Origin of the sequence: Pseudomonas hormoni, from assembly GCF_018502625.1 — a bacterium.
Taxonomy (GTDB): Bacteria; Pseudomonadota; Gammaproteobacteria; order Pseudomonadales; family Pseudomonadaceae; genus Aquipseudomonas; species Aquipseudomonas hormoni.
Genome location: NZ_CP075566.1, coordinates 2,979,881 through 3,006,749, shown reverse-complemented (window position 1 = coordinate 3,006,749; position 26,869 = coordinate 2,979,881). Strand labels below are relative to the sequence as shown.

General features: G+C 60.3%; 21 protein-coding genes and 1 pseudogene. 7 read left to right on the top strand and 15 right to left on the bottom strand.

Annotated features, from left to right (window positions below):
• Positions 1–554: 554 nt before the first annotated feature.
• Positions 555–2,318 (bottom strand): L-lactate permease, encoded by a 1,764-nt coding sequence (locus KJF94_RS13870; protein WP_214384272.1) that lies wholly within the window; start codon positions 2,316–2,318, stop codon positions 555–557.
• A gap of 182 nt (positions 2,319–2,500) precedes the next feature.
• On the opposite strand from KJF94_RS13870, the gene KJF94_RS13865 reads away from it, so the two are divergent.
• A complete protein-coding gene (locus KJF94_RS13865; RefSeq protein WP_214384270.1) occupies positions 2,501–2,737 on the top strand; it encodes a hypothetical protein in 237 nt (78 codons plus the stop codon).
• Positions 2,738–2,860: 123 nt separating this feature from the next.
• Here KJF94_RS13865 and KJF94_RS13860 read toward each other — a convergent pair whose 3' ends face one another.
• The 10 genes from KJF94_RS13860 to KJF94_RS13815 all read right to left on the bottom strand — a co-directional run bounded on the left by KJF94_RS13860 (position 2,861) and on the right by KJF94_RS13815 (position 13,564).
• Complete coding sequence (locus KJF94_RS13860) at positions 2,861–4,285, bottom strand: gamma-aminobutyraldehyde dehydrogenase (protein WP_214384268.1); 1,425 nt, start codon at positions 4,283–4,285, stop codon at positions 2,861–2,863.
• A 158-nt stretch (positions 4,286–4,443) separates the two neighbouring features.
• Positions 4,444–5,982, bottom strand: coding sequence for an APC family permease (locus tag KJF94_RS13855; protein ID WP_214384266.1), 1,539 nt, complete (start codon positions 5,980–5,982; stop codon positions 4,444–4,446).
• 142 nt (positions 5,983–6,124) lie between these two features.
• Positions 6,125–7,165: a heme-dependent oxidative N-demethylase family protein gene (locus tag KJF94_RS13850; protein ID WP_214384264.1), complete on the bottom strand. Its 1,041-nt coding sequence runs from the start codon at positions 7,163–7,165 to the stop codon at positions 6,125–6,127.
• Positions 7,166–7,184: 19 nt separating this feature from the next.
• Complete coding sequence (locus KJF94_RS13845; protein WP_214384262.1) at positions 7,185–8,153, bottom strand: PDR/VanB family oxidoreductase; 969 nt, start codon at positions 8,151–8,153, stop codon at positions 7,185–7,187.
• Positions 8,150–8,752: a dimethylamine monooxygenase subunit DmmA family protein gene (locus KJF94_RS13840; protein WP_214384260.1), complete on the bottom strand. Its 603-nt coding sequence runs from the start codon at positions 8,750–8,752 to the stop codon at positions 8,150–8,152. The genes KJF94_RS13845 and KJF94_RS13840 overlap by 4 nt, the downstream gene beginning before the upstream one ends.
• A 349-nt stretch (positions 8,753–9,101) precedes the next feature.
• Positions 9,102–10,529, bottom strand: coding sequence for a sigma-54 interaction domain-containing protein (locus tag KJF94_RS13835; protein ID WP_214384258.1), 1,428 nt, complete (start codon positions 10,527–10,529; stop codon positions 9,102–9,104).
• On the bottom strand, positions 10,526–11,656 hold the full coding sequence (locus tag KJF94_RS13830) for a PAS domain-containing protein (protein WP_214384256.1): 1,131 nt from the start codon (positions 11,654–11,656) through the stop codon (positions 10,526–10,528). Before KJF94_RS13830 ends, KJF94_RS13835 begins: the two co-directional genes overlap by 4 nt.
• Positions 11,657–11,888: 232 nt before the next feature.
• Positions 11,889–12,317 carry a nuclear transport factor 2 family protein gene (locus tag KJF94_RS13825; protein ID WP_214384254.1) on the bottom strand — a complete coding sequence of 143 codons (429 nt, stop codon included), beginning with the start codon at positions 12,315–12,317 and terminating at the stop codon, positions 11,889–11,891.
• Between the two features lie 83 nt (positions 12,318–12,400).
• Entirely contained in the window at positions 12,401–12,928 is a 528-nt protein-coding gene (mug, locus tag KJF94_RS13820) for a G/U mismatch-specific DNA glycosylase (protein WP_214384253.1), read from the bottom strand.
• Positions 12,929–12,940: 12 nt separating this feature from the next.
• The gene (locus tag KJF94_RS13815) at positions 12,941–13,564 is read right to left on the bottom strand and encodes a TetR/AcrR family transcriptional regulator (protein WP_214384251.1); all 624 of its coding nucleotides are present in this window, start codon (positions 13,562–13,564) and stop codon (positions 12,941–12,943) included.
• A gap of 223 nt (positions 13,565–13,787) precedes the next feature.
• Between KJF94_RS13815 and KJF94_RS13810 the strand changes: the two genes are divergently transcribed.
• The 5 genes from KJF94_RS13810 (at position 13,788) to KJF94_RS13790 (ending at position 19,874) form a co-directional block, all read left to right on the top strand.
• Positions 13,788–14,924 (top strand): HlyD family secretion protein, encoded by a 1,137-nt coding sequence (locus tag KJF94_RS13810; protein WP_214384249.1) that lies wholly within the window; start codon positions 13,788–13,790, stop codon positions 14,922–14,924.
• Complete coding sequence (locus KJF94_RS13805; protein ID WP_214384247.1) at positions 14,921–16,390, top strand: DHA2 family efflux MFS transporter permease subunit; 1,470 nt, start codon at positions 14,921–14,923, stop codon at positions 16,388–16,390. Before KJF94_RS13810 ends, KJF94_RS13805 begins: the two co-directional genes overlap by 4 nt.
• A 19-nt stretch (positions 16,391–16,409) precedes the next feature.
• The gene (locus KJF94_RS13800; RefSeq protein ID WP_214384245.1) at positions 16,410–17,888 is read left to right on the top strand and encodes an efflux transporter outer membrane subunit; all 1,479 of its coding nucleotides are present in this window, start codon (positions 16,410–16,412) and stop codon (positions 17,886–17,888) included.
• A gap of 31 nt (positions 17,889–17,919) precedes the next feature.
• Positions 17,920–18,870 carry an aldo/keto reductase gene (locus KJF94_RS13795; RefSeq protein WP_214384244.1) on the top strand — a complete coding sequence of 317 codons (951 nt, stop codon included), beginning with the start codon at positions 17,920–17,922 and terminating at the stop codon, positions 18,868–18,870.
• Between the two features lie 65 nt (positions 18,871–18,935).
• Complete coding sequence (locus tag KJF94_RS13790) at positions 18,936–19,874, top strand: LysR family transcriptional regulator (RefSeq protein ID WP_214384242.1); 939 nt, start codon at positions 18,936–18,938, stop codon at positions 19,872–19,874.
• A 52-nt stretch (positions 19,875–19,926) separates the two neighbouring features.
• Here KJF94_RS13790 and KJF94_RS13785 read toward each other — a convergent pair whose 3' ends face one another.
• Together KJF94_RS13785 and KJF94_RS13780 are read right to left on the bottom strand one after the other, a co-directional pair.
• Entirely contained in the window at positions 19,927–20,196 is a 270-nt protein-coding gene (locus KJF94_RS13785; RefSeq protein WP_214384240.1) for a DUF2790 domain-containing protein, read from the bottom strand.
• 761 nt (positions 20,197–20,957) lie between these two features.
• Positions 20,958–22,225: pseudogene (locus KJF94_RS13780) on the bottom strand (IS110 family RNA-guided transposase).
• A gap of 772 nt (positions 22,226–22,997) precedes the next feature.
• Between KJF94_RS13780 and KJF94_RS13775 the strand changes: the two are divergent.
• Positions 22,998–24,098: a polyamine ABC transporter substrate-binding protein gene (locus tag KJF94_RS13775; RefSeq protein ID WP_214384238.1), complete on the top strand. Its 1,101-nt coding sequence runs from the start codon at positions 22,998–23,000 to the stop codon at positions 24,096–24,098.
• Between the two features lie 127 nt (positions 24,099–24,225).
• On the opposite strand, the gene KJF94_RS13770 is transcribed toward KJF94_RS13775, so the two are convergent.
• Together KJF94_RS13770 and KJF94_RS13765 are read right to left on the bottom strand one after the other, a co-directional pair.
• Positions 24,226–25,404, bottom strand: coding sequence for a cystathionine gamma-synthase (locus tag KJF94_RS13770; protein ID WP_214384236.1), 1,179 nt, complete (start codon positions 25,402–25,404; stop codon positions 24,226–24,228).
• Entirely contained in the window at positions 25,401–26,777 is a 1,377-nt protein-coding gene (locus KJF94_RS13765) for a pyridoxal-phosphate dependent enzyme (RefSeq protein WP_214384235.1), read from the bottom strand. The genes KJF94_RS13770 and KJF94_RS13765 overlap by 4 nt, the downstream gene beginning before the upstream one ends.
• Positions 26,778–26,869: the final 92 nt, after the last annotated feature.

Genomic DNA, 26,869 nt, shown 5'->3' with positions numbered 1-26,869 from the left:
GCCATCCATGGCCGGGGGCGGCTACCGCGGCATCCCTGCCGCGGTGCCCACTGCGCAGAACCTCCATTAGGCCTCTCGATATAGGTTGTCCGTTCCTTTCCTCTTCCATCCTTCGGTGTCTGGACGTCCATCGCTAGCAGGTATGAGTTCGCTCCAGTTGTTGATCTGGCTTTTGCTTTTGCTTTGGCTTTTGATCCAGCTTTTGATCTTGATCTGCCCCGTCGGAAGGCCGAGCGCAGGTTCTGCGCAGTGGGTAACCCGGCATGGATGCCGGGTTAGCCGCCCCCGGCCATGGATGGCCGATGGCGGCGGGCCCACGGAGCAGGACCGGAGCGAGGGCATGGCGAGCCATAGCGAGGCACCGTACGTCAGGGGCGCAGGCGCTTGGTTACTTGGCGCTCTTCCAAGTAACCCGCCGTAAGGGCGGAACCAATAGCCGCCGTTACCGAAAAAACGGATATGCCCACTCAGCTCTTGGCGCTCTGCCAAAGGACCCGCCGCAAGGGCGGAACCAATAGCCGCCATTACCGAAAAGCCGGATATGCCCACTTAGCTCAATGCCCACCCACAACCATCTGCGTAAACGGCGACACATAAGCCTGCAACGTCACCAACCCCCCCACCAGAATCGCCAGAATGATGGAATGGAAGAACACATAACGCAGGATTTCCCCTTCGTGCCCGTACCAGCGCGTGGCGGTCGAGGCCACCACGATCGACTGAGCGTCAACCATCTTGCCCATGACCCCACCGGAACTGTTGGCCGCCGCCATCAACACCGGACTAAGACCCAGTTGTTCGGCGGTCACCCGTTGCAGCCCCCCGAACAGCACGTTGGACGCCGTGTCAGAACCCGTCAGCGCCACGCCGAGCCAGCCGAGCAGGGTGCCAAACATCGGGTAGAAAATCCCCGTCGCCGCGAAGGCCAGGCCCATGGTGGCGTCCAGCCCCGAATAGCGTGTGAGGAAGCCGAGAGCGAGCATCGCAACAATCGTAATCAGCGAGTAACGCACGACCCAGATCGTTCGCAGGTATTGCTTGATCAACTGCGGGATGGAATAGCCCATCAACAGCCCGCCCAGGATCGCCGCCAGCAAGATGCCGCTGCCAGTGCTGGTCAGCCAGGTGAATTTGTAGACCGCGTCCTCGGTTTTAGGCGCAGGCACTACCGGCGGAACCTTTTCGATTTGCTGGTGGATCGTGCCGAAGGTGACGACCGGAGCAAAGATCGGGTTCGCTTCGCGCAGCGGTTTGCCTTGGGGATCAAGTTTGGCCGAGTTCGTGACCGGATCAATCGCCGGGCGGGTATCGAACATGTTCTTGAAGCCCTGGGTGCCCCAGGCGAAAACGAACACCGTGAGGATGATCCACGGCATCCAGGCGCGCATGACAGCAGGCTTGGCGTCGCTGGCGAAGGTCGCGCTGGCGACGGGTTTTTCGTCATGCTCCTCGGCTATTTTGGAGTTGTCGACGCGCCCGGACAGCGCGGCAGAGGTGTGCACAGTCGCGGGTTTCCACACCCTGAGGAAACCGGTCAGGCAGGCCATGGAAATCAGCGCGGCGATCACGTCCACCAGCATCGGCCCGTGGTAGTTGGACACGAGGAACTGCGGCACGGCAAAACTGACGCCGGCGACCAGGATGGCCGGCCAGATTTCCAGCATCTTGCGCCAACCGGCGAAGGCCCAGATCAACCAGAACGGTACGATCACCGAGAAAAACGGCAACTGCCGACCGACCATCATCGACAGCTCCATTTCATCCAGGCCGGTGACCTTGGCCAGCGTAATGATCGGCGTACCCAGCGCGCCGAACGCCACGGGCGCGGTGTTGGCGATCAATGCCAGGCCGGACGCGGCCAGCGGCGAGAAACCCAGACCGATCAGAATCGCCCCGGTCACCGCCACCGGCGTACCGAAACCGGCAGCGCCTTCGAAAAAGGCGCCGAAGCAGAAGGCAATCAGCAACAATTGCAGGCGACGATCGTCGGTAATACGCGCCAGCGAGTCTTGCAGCACTTTGAACGAGCCGTTCTCGGTGGTCAGTCGGTGCAGGAAGATGATGTTGAGCACAATCCAGCCAATCGGCAGCAAGCCGTTGGCGGCGCCATACAGGGCGGCCGAGCCCGCCATGTTCGCCGGCATGCCGAAGGCGAAAATCGCGATGACCAGGGCCGAGGCGAGGGCGAGCAATGCCGCCAGATGTGCTTTGATGTGAAAGAACGCCAGGGCTGCAAGCATCACCACGACCGGCACTGCTGCCATGATGGTTGAAATGACCGGGTTGCCGAACGGATCGTAGATTTGCTGCCAGACCATGTTCCACCTCTGCTTTTTATTGTTGGGAGTGCAGACCCCGAGGGGGCGGTGGCTTGTAGTATAGGTGGCATTGCGCCGCTGTCTTGTACCCCCGTAAATCAAGCCTTTTGGCGGTTTTGTTGAACTAAAAATAAGGGCTGCGGTACGCGTTAACCGACTTCACTACCCGGAGGAACGCAACGATGACTGAACGCCATTTGCTCCACACGGAAACGCTGTCGAACGGATGCAGCATCAAGGTCAAGGCCGAGATTCTGCGGGACGGTTCGTTGGGAATGTTCATAGGTGTCTACCGACCTGATGGCACGGCCATTGAGGAAAACGACCATCCAGCGCTGCATTTCCTCGACATGGAAGCGGCGATGGAGTGGGGGATCGAGAAAGCCAAGGACATCGGCAACGGGCAGAGGACGTTGTAGGGCCCGGCGTTGGATTAGCGGTGAGGCCTTCGCGGGCAAGCCTCGCTCCTACAGGTCGGAGGGTATTCGCAAAAATTGCGTACGACGCAAAACCTGTAGGAGCGAAGCTTGCCCGCGAAGCTGTTAGTGCTTGAACATCACATGCCGCACAACGGTGTAATCCTCCAACCCATACATCGACATGTCCTTCCCGTACCCGGACAATTTCTGACCGCCATGGGGCATTTCGCTGACCAGCATGAAGTGCGTGTTCACCCAGGTGCAGCCGTACTGCAAGCGGGCCGACAGGCGATGCGCGCGACCGACGTCCGAAGTCCACACCGACGACGCCAGGCCGTAGTCCGAGTCGTTGGCCCAGCCGAGCACCTGCGCTTCATCGGTGAATTTGGTCACCGACACCACCGGCCCGAACACCTCGCGACGGACGATCTCGTCGTCCTGCTGCGCGTCGGCCAGCACCGTCGGTTCGAAGAAGAAGCCGTTACCTTCGACGGTCTTGCCGCCCGTGATCAAACGGATGTGCGGTTGCGCCACGGCGCGCTCGACAAACCCGGCCACCCGGTCACGGTGCTGCGCGGTGATCAGCGGCCCGAGTTCGGTCGCCGGGTCATCCTGCAGCCCGTACTTGATGCTGCTGACCGCCGCGCCGAGCTTCTCGACGAATGTGTCGTAGATGGCTTCCTGCGCGTAGATGCGGCAGGCGGCGGTGCAGTCCTGCCCGGCGTTGTAGAAACCGAAGGTGCGAATGCCTTCGACAGCGGCGTCGATGTCGGCATCGTCGAAGATGATCACCGGGGCCTTGCCGCCCAGTTCCATGTGCATGCGTTTGACGCTGTCGGCGGTGCTGGAAATGATGTTCGAACCGGTGGCGATCGAACCGGTCAGCGACACCATGCGCACTTTCGGGTGGGTAACCAGCGGGCTGCCGACGGTAGGACCACGACCAAACACCAGGTTTAGCACGCCGGCCGGGAAGATTTCCGACGCCAGTTGCGCCAAACGCAGCGCGGTCAGCGGGGTTTGTTCCGACGGCTTGAGCACCACGGTATTACCGGCAGCGAGGGCCGGGGCGATTTTCCAGGCGACCATCATTAGCGGGTAGTTCCACGGTGCGATCGAAGCGATCACGCCCACCGGATCGCGGCGGATCATCGAGGTGTGCCCGGCCAGGTATTCACCGCCGGCGGACCCGCTCATGCAGCGGCTGGCGCCGGCGAAGAAACGGAACACGTCGGCAATCGCCGGAATCTCGTCGTTCAGCGCAGCGCTGTAGGGTTTGCCGCAGTTGTCGGATTCGAGTTTGGCCAGTTCTTCGCCGTGGGCTTCGATGGCGTCGGCGAGTTTGAGCAAGAGCAGCGAACGCTCTTTCGGCGGGGTGTGCGACCAGCTGTCGAATGCGGCGTCGGCGGCCCGCACGGCGGCGTCGACCTGGGCTTCGCTGGCTTCGTTGATTTCCACCAGCACGCGACCGAGGGCCGGGTTGAACACCGGTTGGGCGGGGCCTTCGCCGTCGAGCAGTTGGCCGTTGATCAGTAACTTGGTTTGCATGGCGTTGTCCTCATTGCAGCTTTTATTTTTCTGTCGGAACCGGATCCCTGTAGGAGCAAGGCTTGCCCGCGAAGAGGCCATCACATTCAGCATTGATGTTGGCTGACACACCGCTTTCGCGGGCAAGCCTCGCTCCTACAGTACAGGGATGGCTGTTATCAAATAGCCGATCTGTTTACCGGCGCACTGGAAATATCAGCCGCCTTAACCAGCGGTTTCGAAAACTTCCACGCATCACCCGCCGGCGCCGTGCCTTTGTCGTACGGCTTGCCCAGCAGCATGTAAACCAGCCCCGCACCCATCACCACCAGCGTGGTCAGGATCATCGAATAGTTGATGTACCACGGCGCATCCGGCGAGCGCGGCCAGACCATGTTGACGATGGCGCAGACGCCATAGATCAACGCGGCAAGGTTCACCCACAAGCCCCACGCACCCAGCGTGAACTGCCCGTTCGGGCGCCAGCCCTTGGCGCGGGCGATCAATGCAGCGACGACAATCAACTGGAACGCCACGTAAATACCAATCGCCGCAAAACCAACGATGGTCGCCACGGCATCGGCCATGAACATGCCCAGGCAAACAATCGCCGCTGGCACGAGGCCGCTGATCAGCAACGCGAACGACGGCACGTGGTTGCCCGAGAGGCGTTTGAGCAGCGAGCTGCCGATGATCATTTCGTCACGGGCGTAGGCGAACAGCAGGCGACTGGCCGCCGCTTGCAGGCTCAGCACGCAAGAGATGAACGACACCATCACCACCGCCATCACCAGTCGCGAACCCACCGGGCCGAAAGCAGTGGCGAGGATGGTGGCCACCGGGTCGGTGTCTTCACCGGCCAGGACCTTGGCCATGTCCGGCACCGAGAGGATCAGCGCCAGGCAGGCGAACATCGCCGCCGCGCCACCGATGTAAATGGTCATGCGCATGGCCTTCGGAATGCGCTTGCCCGGGTTCGGGGTTTCTTCGGCGACATCGCCGCAGGCCTCGAAACCGTAGTACTGGAACAGGCCCGCCAGCGAGGCCGCGAGGAACGCCGGCAGGTACGAACCGTTGACCTCAAGGTTGAAGGTGTCGAACAGCACGCTGAACGGCTGATGACGCTCGAAAATCAGCAGATAGCCGCCGACCAGAATCGCCCCGACCAGCTCGCAGAGAAAGCCGAACATCGCTACCCGCGCCAGCAGTTTGGTGCCCACCAGGTTGAGGGCGGTCGAGAGCAGGATGATCGTCAGGGCAATGTAGATGTTGGCTTCGGGACCGGGATTGAAGCCCAGCATGATCGCCAGGTACGGCCCGGCACCCACGGCGACGCCGGCGATGGTGGCGCACAACGCCCAGGCATACACCCAGCCGACCATCCACGCCCAGCGCTTGCCCACCAGACGACGGGCCCACGGATAGACACCCCCGGAAATCGGGAACTGCGAGACGATTTCACCGAAGATCAGGCACACCAGCAATTGCCCGGCGCCGATCAGCAGGTAGGACCAGAACATCGGCGGGCCGCCGGCGGCCAGGCACAAACCGAACAGGGTGTAGACGCCGACGACCGGCGACAGGTAGGTAAATCCCAGGGAGAAGTTCTCCCACAGGCTCATGCTGCGGTTGAAATCCGAACTGTAGCCGAGGGCGCGGAGTTGTTCCGCGTCCTGATCGGCGCTGACGCTTGCACGCGTGTTGGATGAGCCACTCATTTTATTTCCTCATTATCAATGGCAGTGGATTGGTGCTGGCGGGGTTGGTGTGGCGAGGGAGCTTGCTCCCGCTTGAGTGCGCAGCACTCACAAATAGGGGCCGCTACGCAGCCCAGCGCGAGCAAGCTCGCTCGCCACAGGGTCACGCCTGTTTTTTTGATTCGTTGTCGCGCCCGTCGTCGTACTGCGACAACCACTCGACCGCCGCATCGCGATAGCGACTGAAACCCTTGTAATCAACCAATTGCTGATTCAAGTCCCGCAGCACCCGATGCATGCGCCGGGCCCACGCCGGGTTGGTCGCGATGTCTTCGAGGCTGAGCAGATAAGTGCGGATCGGAAAGACGATGGCGTTACTGCGCGGCAGGCGATGCAGCGGTTGCAACTCGATGCGCAGGTAAACCAGTTTGCCGGCGTTTTGCGCGGTGACGATGGTCCGGTCCGGCGCCCATTCCGGCAGGCTTTCGGCCGAGACTTCGAGGCGCGGGTTGACCGTCAGCGACCAGTTCAGGCGACGCACCGGATGGCCAGTGCGCAGGCGCAGCAGGAACTTCAAGGCGCGGTCGAGCATGCCGATTTCCTTGACCAGCGGCACCGGCCCGTGGAACTCCTCCCAGCTCATGCCGAGGTTGAAACGCAGCGAGTAATCCGCGCGCTGGGTGGCGATCCCCGCGCCCCAGTACAGCGTGCCGTCACGCTCCTCCTGCAACACCCAATCGCCCTGGGCCTGACGGGTCACGTACTCCATCGGCTCGTAGGGCAGGGTGGCCGGATCGCCGAAGGTGAAGTGGTCGTCGATGTTCAGCAGGCGGTTGGTCCAGTGCCACTGCCGACCTTCACGCGCCAGGCTGAAGTACTGCGGATAGTCCCGGGCGTAGGACTCCATGATCAGCTCCAGCAAATCCCATTGCGCCTCCATCATGTGCGGCGCCGAGACGTAGTGCATGCCCGGATCTTTCTCCAGGGTGATCGCGCGGTCCCGGCATTCGCTGATGTAGTGCTCGTCGATATCGAACGCGGCGCGAAACGCACCGTCGCCCACGGACACATGCGGTTCGAGGTTCATCGAATACATGTAGTCGTCATCGGGGAACGGGAAGGGCGCGCGGGCGATGGTTTCCGGGCTGTTGGCGAAGGTGTAGTCGTCGCGATAGGTTTCGTCGGGATTGAATTGGATATTCATTGTTTTTTTTCTCCGTCGATCAGAGGTCGATGACCAGGCGATTGCACTTGGCGCGGGATACGCAGGGCATGATTTTCTTGCGGCCGACCTTGTCTTCGTCGGACAGCCAGTCATCGCTGTGCAGCAGCTCGCCGTCGAGTTCCAGCACTTCGGTTTCGCAATGCCCGCAGGCACCGCCGCGACACAGGTACGGCATGCTGTAGCCGGCCGCTTCGACCGCTTCGAGCATGGTCTGGTCGGGCGAGACCTCAATCGTTGCGCCGCTGCGGCCGAGGGTGAAACTGAAGGCTTCGCCGCCGCTGCTTTGTTCGAGGAACCGCTCGAAGTGCACGTGGCTGTCGGTCCAGCCAAGGTCACGGGTGCAGGCCAGTGTGGCGTCGATCATGCTGTCCGGGCCGCACACATAGACGTGGCTGCCCAACGGGCGGTCGGCGAGTACCCGACCGATTTCCATGCGCGATTCAATGCCCTTGCGGTACAGGTGAACCTGCTCGCCGTAGGTGGCCTGCAACTCCTTGCCGAGCTGCGCATGTTCTTCACCGCGCACTGCGTAATGCAGCTCGAAAGGCACCTTGCTCAGGCGCAACTCTTCAAGCTGGGAAATCACCGGCGTGATGCCGACACCACCGGCGATGAACAGGTGCAGGCGCGCCTGTTTGATCAGCGGGAACAGGTTGACCGGTGGGGTGACCTCGATCAGGTCACCTTCACTGACGTTGTCGTGCAGCGACGCCGAACCACCGCGTCCGCTGTCCACGCGGCGCACGGCAATCTGATAACTGCTGGTGTCGTACGGTGAACTCAGCAGCGAATACGGGTTGCGCAAAGTGTTCTGCTGGTTGGCGATCAGCACCACGACGTGGCTGCCGCCGGAGAAGGCCGGCAAGTGCGCGCCGGTCGGCGACACCAGGGTGAAGCGCTTGATTTCCGGGGTCACCGCTTCGATTCGGGCCACCCGCAGGTTCAACGTGCCATTGTTCTGGCTCATGTGTCGAGCTCCTCGGCTTCGGGCAATTCACCCGGGACTTCGGCATCGGCCTTGACCGCCTGAAAGGCTGCCAACCGCCGGGAATAGTGATCGCGCACCACCAGCGTCAGGCCACAGCCGGGGCAGTCATAGACGCGTCGAGTCACGTTTTCGGTGTAGGTGTCGCAGTGCACGCACCAGACGCGGCGAACCAACGTGCCGGAGTGCTCGCGCAGCACTTCGTCGCGGTTCAGGTCGAAATGCGTAGCCACCTGCATGGCGCTGCCGAGGAAACTTTCCGAACCGGCGAGATAGAGGCGGGTGCCCATGCGGGCTTCGCCGAGCAGGGTTTTCAGCGCGTCGATCAACGACTGGTTGGTCGCATGCACATGCAGCGGGTGCTCGGGGTGCTGCTGCAACTGCGTGAGGAAATCCTGGCCGGAAAAGGATTCCAGGGAGTACAGCAAGGTAATCGGCCGATCCTGGCCGGCCATTTCTTCCAGCAAGCGCAACATGGCGCGACCGCCGCTGCCTTGCCCGGCAATGATGTGCCGGATACCTCCCGGCAGCGGTTGCAACCGGTCATAGACCGGTCGGCTTTTGATCCCGGTGATCAACATTTTTATTATTCCTCCTGGCTACCGGCGCGGCTGATGAAAGCCGGCCCTGATGCAAAGCCCAACGATGGTGGGTTGCAGGTAGCAGGAGCACAGGTCGTGCCAGTTATTTAACTTGTTGAAAATTAAGGGTTTATTGTTTTTTGAGAGGTGAGGTGCAGGCAGAAGTAACTAGATATGTATGCGTTTTCGCAGCGGTTAGGTGTAATCCAGGAAAACACAGAACCCTGTGTGAGCGGGCTTGCCCGCGATAGCGGAGTAACATCCAACATCTTCATTGACTGAGCCACCGCAATCGCGGGCAAGCCCGCTCCCACAGGGACCGCGCCGTGCTCACTGACATTGCAGGGTTTCAGTCCCGCTGGAGTTTGCGAATCAACGTCCCGATGTCGATACCCAGATGTACCGCCGCTTTACGTTTGCTGCCGCACACATGCACGGCCTTGAGGATGATCTGGCGTTCGAAATGCTGAACCTGCAGCTTGAGGTTTTGCTCCGCATCCTCTTCGTCGGCCGCCACTGGGTTCACCCGCTCCTGAGGTCGCGCCGGTTCGAGCAGTTCGGCCGGCAGATGATGCTCCTGGGCTTCATCGTCGGCGAGCACCGCCAGCCGTTCGAAGATGTTCACCAGTTCGCGGATGTTGCCGGGGTAGTCATAACCCAACAGGCGCTTGCGGCAACCGGCGGACAGGCTCAGCGACGGTTCGCGATCGCCGTTGATGCGGCTCAGCAGGATGTCGATGAGAAACGGCAAGTCATCCCGGTGCTGGCGCAGCGGCGGAATTTCCACCGGCAGGACCGCCAGGCGATAGTAGAGGTCGGCGCGAAACTCACCGATGCTCACCAGATGACGCAAGTCTTTGTTGGTGGCGGCAATGACCTGCACCTGCACCGTTTTGCTCAACGGTGAGCCGACCGACTGGATGGTGCTGTCCTCCAGGAACTTCAGTAGCTTGGCCTGCACGTGCAGGGGGATTTCACCGATCTCGTCGAGGAACAATGTTCCGCCGGAAGCCGCCTCGATATAGCCTTGCTTGCCGCCCTGCAACGCGCCGGTGAAGGCGCCGCGTTCATAGCCGAACATCTCCGACTCGAACAGGCTCTCCGGAATGCTCCCGCAGTTGACGTGAATGAATGGCCGGTCGCCCCAACCGGCGGCGCGGTGGATGTGGCGTGCGATGGCGGTCTTGCCGACGCCCGGTTCGCCCAGCAGCAACAATCGCGCACGCCGCCGGAACGCGCGGACGCCGGTGTCGGCGATGCTCGAGAGCTGCGGTGACAGGTGCAAGGCGTTGTCCTGCGGATCGCGCAGGCCCTGGGTTTCCACCGGCCGGTTACCCAGCGAGGCGCGACGCTGCGGCTGGCTGCCGTCGAAGTCTTTCTGGGTCAGCATCCTGAACGGTTTTTCGTAGGCTCCGGTGGGAATGGCGTGGGTGCTGCTGAGCAGAACCCGACCTTCCCGCGAACGGGTCAACGCGCTGTTGCCGCCGCGATTCAGCGCGGCCTGAAAATCTTCGTAATTCAGCGCCGAGCGCTGGAAAAACTCACTGTCGGACAAACCGCTGGCTTGCTGTCGGGACAAACGGTTGACGCGCTCGGCGGCGAGGTTGAGAAAGCGCACCCGGCCTTCACCGTCCGTCACGATCAGCGCGTCACTGAAGCTGTCGAGCAAGGCGTGCAGTGCGGGTGTTTCCAGCAACGCGCCGAGCACTTCGCTGCTGACGTTGACCGAAGAGCGCATGCCCATCTGCAGCGTGGGTGGCAGGTTCTTGTCTTTCATGGGTGCAACTCTTCGGCACGGCGCACGCCCTGGCTTTCGCGAAACACCGCGACTCGCCAGGCCACGCCTTCACGAATCAGGATGCGCGAGCAATGCACATTGAAATTCAGCTGGCGTCCGCTCAAGTCCGGCAGGGGCAGGCTGTGCCAGGTGCGCTCGGGCAGGGCGTTGTCCAGCAGCAGCCGAGCGATGCCGGCGCCATGGGTGATGCCGAAGGTTTCTTCGAAGGCTGAGTTGCGCCATTGCGGTTGCAGGTGCTCATCGATCACCAGCACCGCGTCGGGCACCGCATCGAACACCCGGCGCAACGCGTCGATGCGCTGCTCGGCGTCGTGCTGCATGCGCAGTTCCTGACTGACATCGCGAATGCTGCCCCACATACGCAACAGATGGCCGTTGACGATGGTTGCGCGCACATCGTTCTCGACGTAGGCCGGCGAGCCGTCGTGACGGCGATCCACCGACAGCGCGCAGTCCACGTGGAAACCGGCTTCGATCAGGCGCCGCACAAACTCTTCGTTGGCGGGGCTGCGCGGCCAGTACAGGCGCACCGGTTGCTGGTTGAAATCGACATCCGAAGGCATCTCGTACACCTCGGCCATGGCGCGATTGCACAGTCGCCAGTGGGAGTCGTTTTCGAACACCTGGCGCACGATTTCGTCCGGCGAGGTGTTGATGTCCACCGCCTCGGCAAACTCGATGCACCAGTACGCGACCTTGGCGCTCTGCAGCATCTGACTCATGACTTCATTGGCGTTGTGCATTTCCCGCAGTCGATGGCCCAGCGCGCCGAGGGGGATTTTCAGCAGATACAGGCGCGCCGGGTGGACCGAGCGCCATTCCAGCAAGCCGCAAGCGACCACCGGCAGCAAGCCGCCGTTGTGGCGAATCAGGGTCAGTTCCAGGCTGTGGACTTGCTCGTCGGCGGGCGGATTGGCAAACAACGACTGCACGGCGCGTAGCGATTCGACGCTGAAGATGCGCTCGATCGGCTGGTTCAGCAGCGCTTCGGGGTCATAGCCCAGTTGATCGCTCAGGCTGGCGGACAGGCTGATCAGTTGCCCGTCAGCGCTGAGGGTGCTGGTCAGAGGCTGCGCCTTGTTGGTCAGTAAATTCAGGATATCCATCGGTGGATCGGCTCGATTTGGCTAATGGGACCTGGCTGAAATCACTCAGGCAGTCAAAGCGGGGCATATCGCATGCCAACTGAAAGGCGCTGCGAACAGGGGAGCACGAGGGCAGGCGATGCGTTGAGCGCTGCGATAATGCAACGAAATAGGCATTTATGCAGCGCTCACGTTGAGCGTAGTCCGCAGACGGGAGGTGGTTGGGTCAATCCGATCGGTGACCCAAGGGTTGTCAGGCTTTGCTGGCGGCCAGGTAAGCGCCGAGGCGGCGGCCCATTTCTTCGCCCAGAGCCTGTAAACCGCTCATCGGACGAACCATAACCTCGAATTCAACGATTTTGCCTTGCTCGTCGAAGCGGATCATGTCGATGCCCTTGAGCTCTTTTCCGCCGACCTTGGCGCTGAATTCGAGTACGACATTCAAACCGTCTGCAGTCGCCAATTCGCGGTGGTAGGTGAAATTTTCAAAGACGTTAAACACCGTGGTCAGAATCATCGTGACCACCTTGGCGCCCGGGTACGGTGTGTGCGCCATCGGTGAGCGGAACACCGCGTTCGGGTCCAGCAACCGGGGCAGGGCTTGCAAGTCACCCTGGCGGATCATGTCGTGCCATTGGGCCAAGGATGCAGCGGCGTTGGGGTGCAGTTTCAGTTCGGACATCTTCAACTCCTGTTTTGTTGTTCTGAAAGCGGTGCCAACGACTGTATCGCAATGCGTCTGAAGCGCTGCTTATGGCGGAGTATTCAAGCGGTCGATGGCGAGCCCTCGTGGGTGGCCAGATATAGTTGGCGGTAAGCGGCAACCAGCTGTTCCTGGCTGAAGGCGAGATTGCGGCCGCTCGGATTGGGCAGCACCCACACCGCGGCATTGCCAAACGTTGTTGGTTGCAGTCCCCAGGCAATGTCTCGCTGGCGGGATAATGCGCAATACGCCGCTTTACCGAGAAACGCTACGAAGCGTGGCGCATGGCGTGCGATTTTCTGTTCGAAATTCGCAGCGGCGGCGGTGAATTCATCTACCGAGAGCTGATCCGCTCGCGCCGTCGGCCGATCCACCACGGCGGTCAAGCCACACTGATACTGCAAAATCTGCCAGTCGTTTTCCGGGCGCACTTCCCGCGGCGTGAAACCGGCAAGATGCAGCGTGCGCCAGAAGCGATTGCCCCTGCCGGCAAAGTGATGCCCCTGCGCCGCGGCCATCACGCCCGGATTGATCCCGCAAAAAATAACCGCCAGCTGCTCGGCCAGAATGTCTTCGAGTCCTTCGCCCACTTCAAGAACTCCTCAACCGCAAATCACGTTGACCGCGTTGCGTGCCATTTCGGTCAACTCATCACGGGGTTTGCCTGCCCGCGCCCGGATCGAAATGCTGTGCAGCAACGATGACGCGAGAACGGCGAGGGCGGCCGGGTCGACATCGTTGTTCAACTCGCTCTTGTCGATGGCCACACGCAGCCGCGTTTCCAGATCGGCATCAAGGCGGCTGAGCCGATCCGACAACACCTCGCGGATTTCCGGATCCTCGACGGCTTCAGTGGTCGCCGTGCCGATCGCAAAGCAGCCTCGGGCCTGTCCAGCTCCCGAGAAGTAGATCGCCAGCTGCCCTTCATATAACTGCGTCAACGCCTCGCGCAAGGTCAGCTCATTGTCTGTCAGCGCGGCTTGCATGGCCGCAGCAGCAAATTCCCAGTACTGCTCAAGCGCTTTTATATAGAGCGCGTGCTTGTCACCGAATGCGGCGTAGAGGCTCGGACGATTCATGCCGGCCGCCGTGGCGATGCTGTCCAGCGAGGCGCCGGAATAGCCGGTGCTCCAGAAAACTCCCAGCGCCTGCTGCAGCGCTGTCTGCGGGTCATACGCGCGAGGGCGGCCGCGGCCTTTTCCCTCTGTGGTTTTATTTTGTGCCATGTCGTACAAAATCCTTGAATGGAGGTTTGTGTGGGGATATTCTTACACCATCGCACAAAATTAAGGAACCAGAAATTCCTTGATTGCAGGTTTGTTGTAGCGGAGCTCGAACGGGGTGAAGCGGCTACGAAACAGGTGCGGCGGAGCGATCCTCCTTTTTGCGCACGGTAAGGCTGTTTTAGTGGGTATTAGCTCTATTTCCCGGTTAAAGGTGCATTTGATCATGACCAAACAGTTCGATATTCCAGCAACACAGACCTTCGAGCATCCAGGGCCGGCCTATCCAGACGCGCCCAAAAAACCGCTCAAGGAAAAACTGCGGCCACTGCTGATGGTGGGCGTTCCGGTGCTCTTCGCGGCGTACGGGTACGCGCACTATTTGGCGGGGGTTCCGTTTGTTTCCACCGATAACGCTTACGCCCGGGTGGCGAAAGCGTCGATCAACGCGCGAATTTCCGGGCAGGTTGTGGACATCGCAGTCGAGGACAACCAGCTCGTTCACAAGGGCCAGGTGCTGTTCCGCATCGATCCGAAACCCTTGCAGATCGCGGTTGACCGCGCAGAAGCGCAGTTGAGCGTGGCGCGGTTACGCATCGACGGGCTCAAGGCCAGCTATCGGCAGCAACAGGCCGAGCTGCAATCGGCCAGAGAGTCGGCGGGTTTCGACCAGAAAGAGTTCGCCCGCAAGAAGGCACTGGTGGCTTCCGAATTTGTCTCCCGTGCCGTTTACGACCGTGCGGACACCGACCTTAAAGTGGCACGGCAGCGCATTGCGTCCATCGAGCAACAGATCGCCAACACCGTCGTTGCGTTGAACGGCAATCCCGACATCAACGCCGACAGCCACCCGACGGTGCGCGAAGCCAGGGCGCAGCTCGACGAGGCGCAGCTTTACCTCTCGTATGCCACGGTGTACGCGCCGGACGATGGCATCGTCGCCAAGGTCGACGATTTGCAGGTGGGCAACTACGTCAATAACGGCGCGCCAGCCTTTGCGCTGCTGTCCGAGCGCGAGATCTGGATCGAGGCCAACTTCCGTGAAACGGAGGTAACGCACATGCGCCCCGGCCAGGAAGCGACCATCCGTATCGATACCTATCCCGATCACGTTTTCAAAGCCCATGTGATCAGCATGAGCCCTGGCGCCGGTTCGGACTTCGCCTTGCTGCCGCCGGAAAACGCGACCGGCAACTGGGTCAAGGTCGTGCAGCGGGTGCCGGTGCGTCTTGAACTCGACGAAATGAGCCCGGCGCTGCCGCTGTACTCGGGCACCAGCGCCACGGTCAAGGTCGACACCGGTTACCGCACGCCGTGGTGGCATCCGCTCAAGGCGCTGTTGTCCGCGGGCACCGAGTCATGAACGCCCCAGCGGGAGAGGGCGCCCGTGCGTTGAGGTTCGTCGCGCTGCTGGCGACTTACATGCAGTCGGCGAACCTGCCTGTTCCAAACGCGGTACTCAGGTTGATTCAGGGCAGCCTGTCGATGACCGACGATCAGGCCGGCTGGATCTTCACCTCGTACCTCGCGGCGAGCGCCATCACCTTGCCGATCGCGCAATGTCTCGCTGCGCGTTATGGCTTGAAGCGGGTGTATCAGGCGGCGCTGGCGTTTTTCGTGCTCGGACTGGTGCTGGTCACGATGGCAACGACACCGCTGGAATTCATCGGTGCGAGGATCATGCAGGGCCTGGCGAGCGGCGTGCTCGCGCCGCTGTCGATGGCGATTGCACTGGAGACGTTGCCTGCCGAGAAGCGTGCGAAGTTTGGCGCGACCTGGACGGCCATCGTGCTGTTCGGCATCGTCAGCGGCCCGAGCATCGGTGGCTGGATCGGCGAGCATTACGGATGGCGGCCGATCTTCTACATCAGCCTGCCGCTGGCGGCGTACATCTTCCTGGTGATGGCGCTGTTGCTGAAGGAAAAAAAGGCCGAGAAAGCCCCGGCGTTCGACTTCTTCGGCTTCGGCACCTTCACGCTGGGGTTGATCAGCCTGCAAATGCTGCTCGACCGCGGTGAACGCCTGGACTGGTTTGCCTCCACCGAGATCTGGCTGGAAGCGCTGGGCTGTGCACTGGGGACCTACCTGTTTGCGGTGCATGTGCTGACGAAGAAGGTGCATTTCCTCAACAAGCGTTTGTTCGATGATCGCAATTTCGTGCTGTCGACGATCATCTTCTTCGCCGTGGGTTTTGTGCTGCTGTCGACCATGGCCCTGACCTCGCCGATGCTCGACGAGATCCTTGGCTACCCGCCGGACACTACGGGATCGTTGACAATTCCGCGTGGCATCGGACTGGTCGGTGCGTTTCTGCTGATGAACCGGGTTCCCGAGCGTTTCGACCGTCGATGGTTCGTCGCGGCCGGGGTGGCCGTGGTGATTTACGCCAACTGGCTGATGCTCGGCTATTCGCCGTTGATGGACTGGTCGCCGGTGGCAGTGGCGGGTGCGATCCAGGGGATCGGCATCGGCATCCTGATGCCGTCGCTGACCAAGGTCGCGTTCAGCACACTCGATCCCGCGCTGCGTCCGGAAGGCACCGGCCTGTTCAATTTGTCCCGGGTGTACGGCAGCACCCTCGGTGTGGCGATCGTGCAGTTGTTCTTTTTCAACAATACGCAGGCGATGCACATGGCTCTGGTCAGCAACTTGACGCCGTATCACGCCGCTGTGCCGACGTCGCTTCAAGCGCTGGAGGGGCTCAACGAAATGATCACCGGCCAGGCTGCTTTTATCGCCGTGATCGACCAGTTCAAGATTTTGATGGTGGCGATGCTGGTGGTCAGTCCACTGGTTGTCTTTCTTCGCAAGCCCGTTCCGACCAACTAGTTAACGTGGAGTTTGCCCAATGAAATCCCATGCACGCTTCATCAATGGACCTCAGTTCAAAAACACCTTCGGTGCGATTGCGGCGCTGGTATTCCTGACCGCCTGCACCGTTGGCCCTGATTATCAGATGCAACCACCGAGCACGTCGCAGCACTACGATCAACAGGCCGAGCAGCGCCTCGGCCAGAACGGTGAAAAACGCATCCAGCTTGGCCGTAAAGTGAACGGTGACTGGTGGACCGCTTTTCAATCGCCGAAGCTCGACAAGGTGGTCCGTCGCGCCATTGACGGCAACCTGGAGCTCGTCGCGGCGGACGCCACGATTCGGCAAGCGGCGTCCTCGGTGGCGGCGGCGGAAGGCGCACTGTATCCGCAAGTCGATTTTGGCGCCCAGGCCGGCCGGCAACGGGTGCACACCGCCAAAGAACCGTCCGTTTCCAACTTCTATGCGATCGGGCCACGGGTCGGTTTTGACCTTGATGCATTCGGTGGCAACAAACGCCTGGTCGAACAGCAGGAAGCGTTTACCGATCTGCAGAAACATCGTTACGAAGCGGCGTACCTGACGTTGACTGGCAGTGTTGCCAGCCAGGCGTTGTTGGTGGCTTCTGCCAATGCACAGATGCAAGCCGTCGAGAAACTGCTGGCCAATGACCAAAAGAACCTCGAGCTGGTGCGCATGGCCCACGCCAACGGCACCACCACGCAGATCGATGTCTCGCTGGCTGAAACGCGGCTCGCGCAGGACCGCACGTTGTTGCCGCCTCTCGCTCAGCAGCGGGATTCGGCACGCCATGCGCTGTCGATTCTGACCGGCAAAGGCCCGGGCGACTGGATCGCGCCGGACTTCGATCTGGCCGAGTTTGTCTTGCCGGCCAACGTGCCCGTCAGCGTGCCTTCGGAAATGGCTCACGACCGGCCGGATGTCCTTCAGGCCGAGGCGGAACTGCACATGGCCAGCGCGGCGGTTGGTGTCGCAACCGCGAATCTCTATCCGCACGTCACCCTGTCTGCGTCGCTGGCGCAGGCCGCTTCCGGCAACGGCGGTGCCGCACTCTGGGGGTTCGCGGCGGGGCTGGCGGGGCCGATTTTCGATGGCGGCACGCTCAAGGCTGAACGTCAGGCGGCGGTCGAGGGCTACAACGCGACGCTCGCCGGTTACCAGCAGACCGTCATCACTTCGTTCGGCCAGGTCGCCGACACGCTGCAAGCCATCAACCATGACGCCGAGGAAAACCTCGCGCAGGAAGACGCCTTGCGCGCCGCTGAAACCAGCTTGCAGTTGAACCGGCAAGCCTTCACTCAGGGCGAGAACAGCATTCTTCAGGTGCTGGAAGCGGAACGCGCCTATCAGCAGGCGTTGCTGGGTCGAATCCGCGTGAAGACTGCGCAGTACCTCGACACGGTGCGGCTGTACGTGGCGCTCGGCGGCAATTCCGTCGGTACGTTCGAGCAGCGGGTTGCTTATCGCGAAGGCCAGAAACCTTCGTATCAATAGAGGCTGCGGCCCTGAGCATTGGAGTAGAGATATGTCTTACGAATCTTTTTACGATGACCTTCGCGATACACGATTTGCGCTGAATCACGGCGCTGTGGAAATGCCGGCGGTTGGATTTGGCACATTGTTCCGCGATCTCAGTGTCACCACCCAAGCGGTCAAGGACGCCTTGGACGCCGGTTTTCGCCATTTTGACTGTGCCGAGCGCTATCGCAATGAAGACAGCGTCGGCGTGGCGATCAAGGAAACGCTGGAGGGCGGAAAGATCCGCCGGGAAGACCTGTTCATCACCACCAAACTGTGGAACACCAACCATCGTCCCGAGCGGGTTCAACCGGCCTTTGAGGCCAGTTGCCGTCGCCTTCAGGTCGACTACATTGACTGCTACCTGATCCATACGCCGTTTGCCTTTCAACCGGGTGACAATCAGGACCCGCGTGATGAGCAAGGCAACGTCATCTACGATTCAGGCGTCACGCTGATCGAAACGTGGAGAGCGCTTGAGCGCCTGGTGGATGAAGGGCGATGCAGGTCCATCGGCTTGTCGGATGTCACGTTGCCGGCGTTGCAGGCGATTGTGGCCGAAGCGCGGATCAAGCCCGCTGTCGTGCAAGTCGAGTCCCATCCTTATTTGCCGGAATGGGAACTGCTTGAGTTTTGCAAGCAACATGGAATTATCGTCCTGGCGTTTGCGCCACTCGGGCATGGTATGGAGCCGAATGTCCTGGAAGACGAAGTGATTACCTGGATCGCCCGGCGTGTGCAAAAGACCCCGGCGCAAGTGGCACTGGCCTGGGCGGTTCAGCGCGGCGTCGCGTTCCTGACGACGTCGGCTACGCCAAGCCACATCCGGGAAAATTTCGATATTTCCACCCTGCCGCACCGGGCAATGCTGGAAATCAAGGAAGAGATTACAACCCGAATACGCTTCAACTCGGTGGTGGAAACCGGCGTGCCCGGCTTTATTCCGCGCAAGAAGTAACCCGAGACGAGAAGGGCGGCCTTCTGTAAGGTCGCCTTTTTTTATCCCTTTTCCGAGGCCCTGCGATGGACATTTTCCAGACCATGCGTTGTTTCGTCGCCGTCGCTCAAACCGGCAGCTTCACGGCGGCGGCGCAGACACTGGACACCACCACGACCAACGTGTCCAAAGCGGTGACCAGTCTGGAGGGCAGGCTGAAAACCCGCCTGATCAACCGGACCACCCGGCGCCTGGCGTTGACCGAAGCCGGGATTCGCTACTTGCAGCGCTGCGAGAAAATTCTGGATGAGATGCGTGAAGCCGATGAGGAAGCGGGGACCGCCCACACCACACCGGTGGGCAGGCTGAAGATTCACGCGATGTCCGCCATCGGCAATCATTACGTGATCGATGCCATTGCAAAATACAGGGAGACGCATCCGTCGGTGATGTTCGACCTGACCGTGACCAATCGACTGCCGGACTTGCTGGAGGAGGGCTATGACATGTCGATTGTGCTGGCGCGGGATCTGCCCGATTCAGGGTTTGTCGCGCAAAGGCTTGGCATCACCTACAGCATTCTCTGCGCCTCGCCGGCGTACTTGCACAAACGCGGCTATCCCGAGTCTCCAACGGCGCTTGGCGAACATGATTGTTTGCGGATCGTGAATACAGTCATGCCGGTTGAAAACTGGGCATTCGAGGGGCCTGATGGCGTGGAGACGGTGAACATTCCAATCTCGCCGTTTCACGTGAACACCGCCGACGCGATGACGGTGGCGATAACCAACGGAATGGGGATCGGCATTCAGCCGATTGCATCTGCAGTTGACGGCCTGAGGGCAGGCACGTTAGTGCGTGTATTGCCGGAGTATCACTTTGAAGAGTTCAACTTGTTTGCGATCTACCCGTCACGAAAGTTCGTGGACGCAAAAATAAAGACATGGGTGGAATTTCTGAAGGATTACATACCGGTGCTGTTGGCATCCGATGAAGCGATCGCCGGTTCGGCCGCAGGACGATAATGCAGGGGGGCGGCAGGCATGGAGTGTCGACCCCCCATCGTCCGCACGGTCCTCAACCGTTTGAACAGCCGGTTCCCATCACCTGGTACTGCAGGATATGGCGTTGACCCTTCGAGTCTTCATAGGTCATTTGCTTCGGCACTGGGGCGCACTCGTCTCCCGTATCCGTCACGGTGATGATTTTCTGGATATCGAGTTTCATGCCGTAAGAGTAACTTTGAACCGGAATCTGGCTGGCTGCATTGGTAGAGGTTTCATCCGAGTATGCCTGTGCGGCTACACCGGCAAGTGCCAGAAACATCGCGATCTTTAAAGTTTTCATGGTGTTCACCTTCGCATCGAGTTTCGGTAGGTCCCGGTGAGTAAGTGGCTGCTTGATTCACTTGTTCACCGGGTGAAGTCGATGCTAGGAGTTTACTCTTTCCTCAAACAGCGGTCCGCTGGACAAACACTGTTGCCAGATTGCGCAGGTATGCAGGGAGTGCCGCTTCGGGATGGTTATTTTCTTTGCTTCCTGTGGGGCTTTGTTGCGGATCAAATCGGTCTAAAAATGCCGTTTCGCTTTGCTGACGGTGGTCTAATATTGAACATGTAGGTGAAGACGCAGACTGATGCGCAAGCGGATGGCAAGGACACGTGGGGCGCGTTCCGAAGGGTACACGGTTAGAAAGATCTCCGCGCTGAGATCCAGCCCTTATGCCGTGTGAAGCAGAAGAGCACAAAACTGTTCTGTGAGAGTCCTGATAAACCTTGTAAGCCGGAGACCAGCGCCGGCCACCTACTCGAATCCCAAAGCCCGCCTTGTGCGGGCTTTGTCGTTTGTGGGAGCTAGCCTGCTAGCGATAGCGGTGTATCAGGCGACGTGTTCTTGCGGATGAGCCCGGTACCCTGTGGGAGCTGGCTTGCCAGCGATGGACGCCCAGACACCGCGTTCATTCAGACAGCACGCATCATCGTTAACGACCATCGCTGGCAAGCCAGCTCCCACAGGGGAATGCGAAACGCTTGAAGAGCCAGGCCGGCCGGTAGGCCGCCTCGCGGTGCTGTGGCGGTGATCGCCACCTCACGCCCTGAGCCTGTCCGTCAACCTGTGACTACCTCCATCGGCGCCTCTACCAACGTTGATCTGCGCCGCGTTAAAGCCTGCAAGTAAGCCATCTCGTCATAGACAGTGCTGGTTTTCCAGCACTGATAGACGATTCTGATCCACTTAAAAGCAAGTGCTCTCAGCGCCGCTTGGTATGAGCATCCTTTTGCCCGCTGCTGCCGATAGTAAGCCTCGGCCCACGTTGATTGAGTGATGCTGTGAGCGGCCCATTCGACAAAAGTCTGGCGCAAGAACGTTGAGCATTGGTAGCGCCAATGCACCACTTTTTTCTTCCCACTGCGCTGTGTAACCGGTGCGATCCCGGCATATCGCTGCATCGCATTGGCGTCGCTAAATCGATCACGTTGTTCACCAAAAGCCACCATCAGGCGCGGCGCAAGATGCTGGCCGGCGCCAGGGAGCGCCTTAAAGATCGGGTAATCGGCCAAGGTGTTGGCCGTTTCTTCGATCTCGCGATCAAAATCCTTGATGGTGGAAATGAGCCCTTTGAGTTGCGACGCCAAGGCTGTCGCGTACAGCTGCGAAGGACGTATCACCCCGGATCCTGCGTCAAAGGCATCGCTTTGGTGATGATTTCCCAGCGCGTTTGATTGAGTTGAGCATGACGAGCGTTGTGCTCATTAAAGAACTTGAGAAAAGTACTCTGGCGAGAACGCTTGATGTGCTCAAGCGTGGGCCAGCGCATTAGAAAGTCACAGAACACCACGGTGTCATGATTGCCAAACAGCTCCAGGGCCAATGGATAATACTGTTTGAGCGTGCAGATCAAGCGGTTGCTGACCTTCACTCGCTCATCAACCAGTGCACGTCGATGTTCTGTCAGGCTGGCCAAAATACGCATGGCTGGACTTTGCGGCATCAACTGGGGAAATCGTAGGGGATGAGTGAGCAACAGCTCAAGCGCCCATTGAGCATCGCTCGGATCATCCTTGGCACCGCTGCCGACAAAGGTTTTACGGTGTCTGGCCAAGGTGCTCGGATTAATCGGAAACAGGCAGAAGAACTCGTATTTTTGCAGGGCTGCCACCAACGGACCCTTGTTGAGTTCAAGAGCAATCGCAATCGGAGCGCCGTAGCGCTCAAACATCGATTTTGCCCAACGATCAATCGATTGGGGCGTGTGATCGATGACAGAGAAGTGCCGCTGGGTTTCCCCACCGACCTGCAAACACACGTCGTGCTTGGTATCTGCCCAATCTATTCCGATATAAGCAGTAAATTTCTGAGACAGGAGCGTTTCCATCAACAACCTCCACAGGCGCTAAAGTACATGCAGGGACATGCATGCTTACGTCCAGCGAAAGCGATATAGAGAGCCGTGTCGGGCTTTCCCTGAGGATTCGTTAGAGGGCGCAAGCACACCTGTGGGCTCGAAGGTGAGGAGGTAATCATCGCGTGCTTGAGAGGCATATTCGTAGCCCACAGGTGCATGTTCCTTCCTTGATTAAAACTGACTTCCAGACACCGAAGGATGGAAGAGGAAAGGAACGGACAACCTATATCGAGAGGCTTCGTTCCGGTTCTGCGTAGTGGGCACCGCGGCAAGGATGCCGCGGTAGCCGCCCCCGGCCATGGATGGCCGATGGCGGCGGGCCCACGGAGCAGGACCGGAGCGAGGGCATGGCGAGCCTTAGCGAGGCACCGAACGAAAGGGGCAAAAGCGCTTTGGTTACTTTCCGCCGGGCCGCGCAGGCTTTTCGAAAGTGACTCGCCGTAAGGGCGAAACTATTAGCGGCCGTTGCCGCATAAACGGATATACCCCCAAACGTGAGAACAACGCCCCCAATGATGACCAGATCAACCGGGACACCGATATTGGCCATTTCAATCCCCTTTTGGCCGACATCACTCTATGAACTGTCCAGTTCGTCAGCAAGAATCGAAGCAGCACTGCTCTTCCAGCACGCTCGCGACACCACAACAAGAATCCTGTTTTCCTTGCCCTTGGCAATTTTCAAGTCCTGCCGTGTACAGAACATAAAAACCAACGAGCGACACAATTGGGGAATTCATTCATGGTCACGATGAAACGCATACTGGGCGCCACCGTGTGTGGGCTGACGCTGCTGGCCAGCGCCGTGCACGCCGAACAGCGGGAACTGCGGGTGTACAACTGGGCGGATTACATCCTGCCGTCCGTGCCCAAGGACTTCGCCGAGAAAAGCGGCATCAAAGTGACCTGGGACACCTTCGACACCAACGAGTCGCTGGAAGCCAAGTTGCTCACCGGCAACTCGGGGTATGACCTGGTAGTGCCATCGAATCAATTCATCGAAACCCAGATCAAGGCCGGTGTGTTCCAGAAACTCGACAAGTCCAAGCTACCCAACTGGTCGCACCAGGACCCGGCATTACTTAAGCTGCTGGACAAGAACGACCCCGGCAATCAGTACGGCGTGCCTTACATGTACGGGACCGTGCTGATCGGCTTCAACCCGGCCAAGGTCAAGGCCGCGCTGGGCGAGAATGCGCCGGTGGACAGTTGGGATCTGGTGTTCAAGCCCGAGAACATGGAGAAGCTCAAATCCTGCGGCGTGGCCATGCTCGACTCACCTTCGGAAATCCTGCCGCTGGCGTTGCACTACCTGGGATTGGACCCTAACAGCCAGAACCCGGGCGACTACGAAAAAGCCAAGGCGTTGATGCTGAAGATTCGCCCTTACGTTACCTACTTCAACTCCGCCAAGTACATGACCGACATCGCCAACGGCGATATCTGCGTCGCCATCGGCTATTCCGGCAGCTTCTACCAGTTCGGCAATCGCGCCAAGGAGGCGGGCAATGGCGTGGTGGTCGATTGGCGTTTGCCGAAGGAGGGTGCGCCGATCTGGTTCGACACCTTCGCGATTCCCAAAAGTGCGAAGAACGTTGAAGAGGCCCACGCGTTCCTCAACACCTTGCTGGACCCGACAGTCATCGCCCCGATCAGTGACTTCCTCGGCTACCCCAACGCCAACAAAGACTCGATCGCGCTGATCAACAAAGAGATCACCGGCAACCCGAACCTGACGCCGACCAGCGAAGCGTTGAAAACACTTTATGTGGTGCAACCGCTGCCGCAAAAAATGGAACGGGTGCGTACGCGGGTCTGGACCAGCATCAAGTCCGGCGAGTAGAGGCTTTTTTGTAGGAGCGAGCTTGCTCGCGAAAAACGTTCGGACAACGCGTTCATTCAGGCGGCACGCGTTATCGTTAACGTCCATCGCGAGCAAGCTCGCTCCTACATAGGTAACGTTTTTAGGGTTAGATCCGCTCCAACGCCTGAGCCAGGTCCGCACGCAAATCCTCGACATCCTCAACCCCCACCGACAATCGCACCAACCCATCGCCGATCCCCAGTTGTGCGCGGGTGTCGGCGGGGATGGTGGCGTGGGTCATGATCGCCGGGTGCTCGATCAGGCTTTCCACGCCGCCCAGGCTCTCGGCCAGGGCGAAGATGCGCACGCTCTCGAGGAAGCGCGTGGCGCCGGCCAGATCAGTTTTCAGATCGACAGAAATCATCCCGCCGAAACCGCGCATCTGCCGCTTCGCCAATTCATGCTGGGGGTGTGACGGCAGGCCTGGGTAGTAGACGCGTGCTACCTGCGGCTGACGTTCCAGCCATTGCGCCAGTTCCAGCGCGTTGCTGCAGTGACGCTCCATGCGCAGCGCCAGGGTCTTCACGCCGCGCAGGGTCAGGAAGGCGTCGAACGGCCCGGAAATGGCACCCACCGAGTTCTGCAAAAAGCCCAGGCGTTCCGCCAGTTCAGGGTTCTGCCCCACCACCGCGATGCCACCGATCACGTCGGAGTGGCCGTTGAGGTACTTGGTGGTCGAGTGCAGCACGATGTCGAAACCCAGCTCCAGCGGCCGCTGGATCCACGGGCTGGCAAAGGTGTTGTCGGCCACGCAAATGATGCCGCGCGCGCGGCAGATGCGTGCGACGGCGGCAAGGTCCGTGAGGCTCAGCAACGGGTTGCTCGGCGACTCGACCCAGACCATCCGCGTGTCGTCCTGCAAGGACGCTTCGAAGGCTGCCAGGTCAGTCAGGTCGACGAAACTGAAGCGATGGCCGGCGCTGCGCTTACGCACCTTGTCGAACAGCCGGAAGGTGCCGCCGTACAGATCATTGCCGGAGACGATGTGCGAGCCGGCGTCGAGCAGTTCCAGCACGGTGGAGATCGCCGCCAACCCCGAGGCGAACGCGAAGGCCTGGGTGCCGCTTTCAAGGTCGGCGACGCAACGCTCCAGGGCAAAGCGCGTCGGGTTATGCGAACGGCCGTAGTCGAAGCCCTTGTGTACGCCGGGGCTCTGCTGCAGGTAGGTGGAGTTGGCATAAATCGGCGGCATCAACGCGCCGGTGGTCGGGTCCGGCGCCTGCCCGGCATGGATCACCCGAGTGGCGAAGGCGCGTGGCGCGGCGTTTTCATCGTGTTGACTCATGCAAGGGATCTCCGCAAATGATTGAGCAGATCGACGCGGGTAATCAGGCCGTGGAAGCCCGACGCGTCGGCGATGATCGCCACCAGCCCGCGATCGAGTTCTGTCTGCAGCTGGGCCATGCTGGCGCTGGCTGGCAGAGTTTCCACTTTGTCGGTCATTGCGCTGGCCACGGTCAAGCGGAAGTGTGAAGCATCTTCCTGCATGCCCAGCAGAATGTCGGACTCGTCGATCACCCCGACCAGTTTCTGTCCGTCGACCAGCACTGGCAATTGCGAGACATCGGCCAGACGCATGCGCTGGAATGCCGTGAGCAAGGTGTCGTTCGGGCCAACGCTGATTACCCGGCCATCCTCGAAACGCCGTGCGATCACGTCGCGCAGATCGCCATAGGGCTTGCGTGCCAGCAACCCCTGATCGTTCATCCACTGGTCGTTGTAGACCTTCGACAGGTAGCGGGTGCCGGTGTCGCAGACGAAGCTGACCACGCGCTTCGGCTCGGTTTGCTCACGGCAATAACGCAGCGCCGCCGCCAGCAAGGTGCCGGTCGAAGAACCGCCGAGAATGCCTTCGGCGCGCAGCAGCTGGCGGGCGTGGTCGAAGCTTTCCTCGTCGCTGATCGAATAGGCGTGGCGCACGCTGGACAGGTCAGCAATTGATGGAATGAAGTCTTCGCCGATACCTTCCACCGCCCACGAACCGGGTGTGGTCATGATGCCGCTGCGGCTGTATTCGGCCATCACCGAACCGACCGGATCGGCCAGCACCATTTCCAGATCTGGCTGCACGCGCTTGAAGAAACGGGTCAACCCGGTCAGCGTGCCGGCCGAACCGACACCGACGACGATGGCATCCACGTCATGCTGGGTCTGCGCCCAGATCTCCGGCGCAGTGCTGCACTCATGGGCGAGCGGGTTGGCCGGGTTGTTGAATTGGTCCGCGAAGAACGCGTCGGGAATTTCCAGTGCCAGCCGCGCCGCGACGTCCTGGTAATAATCGGGATGGCCCTTGCCGACGTCGGAGCGGGTGATGTGCACCTCGGCGCCCATGGCCTTGAGGTGGAGGACTTTCTCGGTGGACATCTTGTCCGGCACCACCAACACCACCCGATAACCCTTGGCGCGGCCGACCAGCGCCAGGCCGAGTCCGGTGTTGCCGGCGGTGGCTTCGACGATGGTGCCACCGGGCTTGAGCCGACCGTCGCGCTCGGCGGCGTCAATCATCGCCAGGCCGATGCGGTCCTTGATCGAGCCGCCGGGGTTCTGCGATTCGAGCTTGAGAAACAGCGTGCACGGGCCGGTATCAAAACGGCTGACGCGCACCAGCGGCGTGTTGCCAATCAGTTCAAGCACGGCAGGGCGGGAATCATTCGGCATGTTGTCACCTCTTCGCGGGTATTCGCACTGAAGGACGGCAACCGGCAGCACGTCCTCGCGCGTCCGTTGCCAACAATGCATCGCTTGGACCA

What these genes read in the sequence shown, in the direction of transcription:
- KJF94_RS13765 (WP_214384235.1), bottom strand. Translation starts at nt 26,777, where the DNA reads ATGCCGAATGATTCCCGCCCTGCCGTGCTTGAACTGATTGGCAACACG.
- KJF94_RS13805 (WP_214384247.1), top strand. Translation starts at nt 14,921, where the DNA reads ATGAACGCCCCAGCGGGAGAGGGCGCCCGTGCGTTGAGGTTCGTCGCG.
- KJF94_RS13835 (WP_214384258.1), bottom strand. Translation starts at nt 10,529, where the DNA reads ATGAAAGACAAGAACCTGCCACCCACGCTGCAGATGGGCATGCGCTCT.
- KJF94_RS13800 (WP_214384245.1), top strand. Translation starts at nt 16,410, where the DNA reads ATGAAATCCCATGCACGCTTCATCAATGGACCTCAGTTCAAAAACACC.
- KJF94_RS13855 (WP_214384266.1), bottom strand. Translation starts at nt 5,982, where the DNA reads ATGAGTGGCTCATCCAACACGCGTGCAAGCGTCAGCGCCGATCAGGAC.
- KJF94_RS13860 (WP_214384268.1), bottom strand. Translation starts at nt 4,285, where the DNA reads ATGCAAACCAAGTTACTGATCAACGGCCAACTGCTCGACGGCGAAGGC.
- KJF94_RS13810 (WP_214384249.1), top strand. Translation starts at nt 13,788, where the DNA reads ATGACCAAACAGTTCGATATTCCAGCAACACAGACCTTCGAGCATCCA.
- KJF94_RS13785 (WP_214384240.1), bottom strand. Translation starts at nt 20,196, where the DNA reads ATGAAAACTTTAAAGATCGCGATGTTTCTGGCACTTGCCGGTGTAGCC.
- KJF94_RS13815 (WP_214384251.1), bottom strand. Translation starts at nt 13,564, where the DNA reads ATGGCACAAAATAAAACCACAGAGGGAAAAGGCCGCGGCCGCCCTCGC.
- KJF94_RS13825 (WP_214384254.1), bottom strand. Translation starts at nt 12,317, where the DNA reads ATGTCCGAACTGAAACTGCACCCCAACGCCGCTGCATCCTTGGCCCAA.
- KJF94_RS13840 (WP_214384260.1), bottom strand. Translation starts at nt 8,752, where the DNA reads ATGTTGATCACCGGGATCAAAAGCCGACCGGTCTATGACCGGTTGCAA.
- KJF94_RS13850 (WP_214384264.1), bottom strand. Translation starts at nt 7,165, where the DNA reads ATGAATATCCAATTCAATCCCGACGAAACCTATCGCGACGACTACACC.
- KJF94_RS13770 (WP_214384236.1), bottom strand. Translation starts at nt 25,404, where the DNA reads ATGAGTCAACACGATGAAAACGCCGCGCCACGCGCCTTCGCCACTCGG.
- KJF94_RS13775 (WP_214384238.1), top strand. Translation starts at nt 22,998, where the DNA reads ATGGTCACGATGAAACGCATACTGGGCGCCACCGTGTGTGGGCTGACG.
- KJF94_RS13830 (WP_214384256.1), bottom strand. Translation starts at nt 11,656, where the DNA reads ATGGATATCCTGAATTTACTGACCAACAAGGCGCAGCCTCTGACCAGC.
- KJF94_RS13870 (WP_214384272.1), bottom strand. Translation starts at nt 2,318, where the DNA reads ATGGTCTGGCAGCAAATCTACGATCCGTTCGGCAACCCGGTCATTTCA.
- KJF94_RS13795 (WP_214384244.1), top strand. Translation starts at nt 17,920, where the DNA reads ATGTCTTACGAATCTTTTTACGATGACCTTCGCGATACACGATTTGCG.
- KJF94_RS13845 (WP_214384262.1), bottom strand. Translation starts at nt 8,153, where the DNA reads ATGAGCCAGAACAATGGCACGTTGAACCTGCGGGTGGCCCGAATCGAA.
- KJF94_RS13865 (WP_214384270.1), top strand. Translation starts at nt 2,501, where the DNA reads ATGACTGAACGCCATTTGCTCCACACGGAAACGCTGTCGAACGGATGC.
- KJF94_RS13790 (WP_214384242.1), top strand. Translation starts at nt 18,936, where the DNA reads ATGGACATTTTCCAGACCATGCGTTGTTTCGTCGCCGTCGCTCAAACC.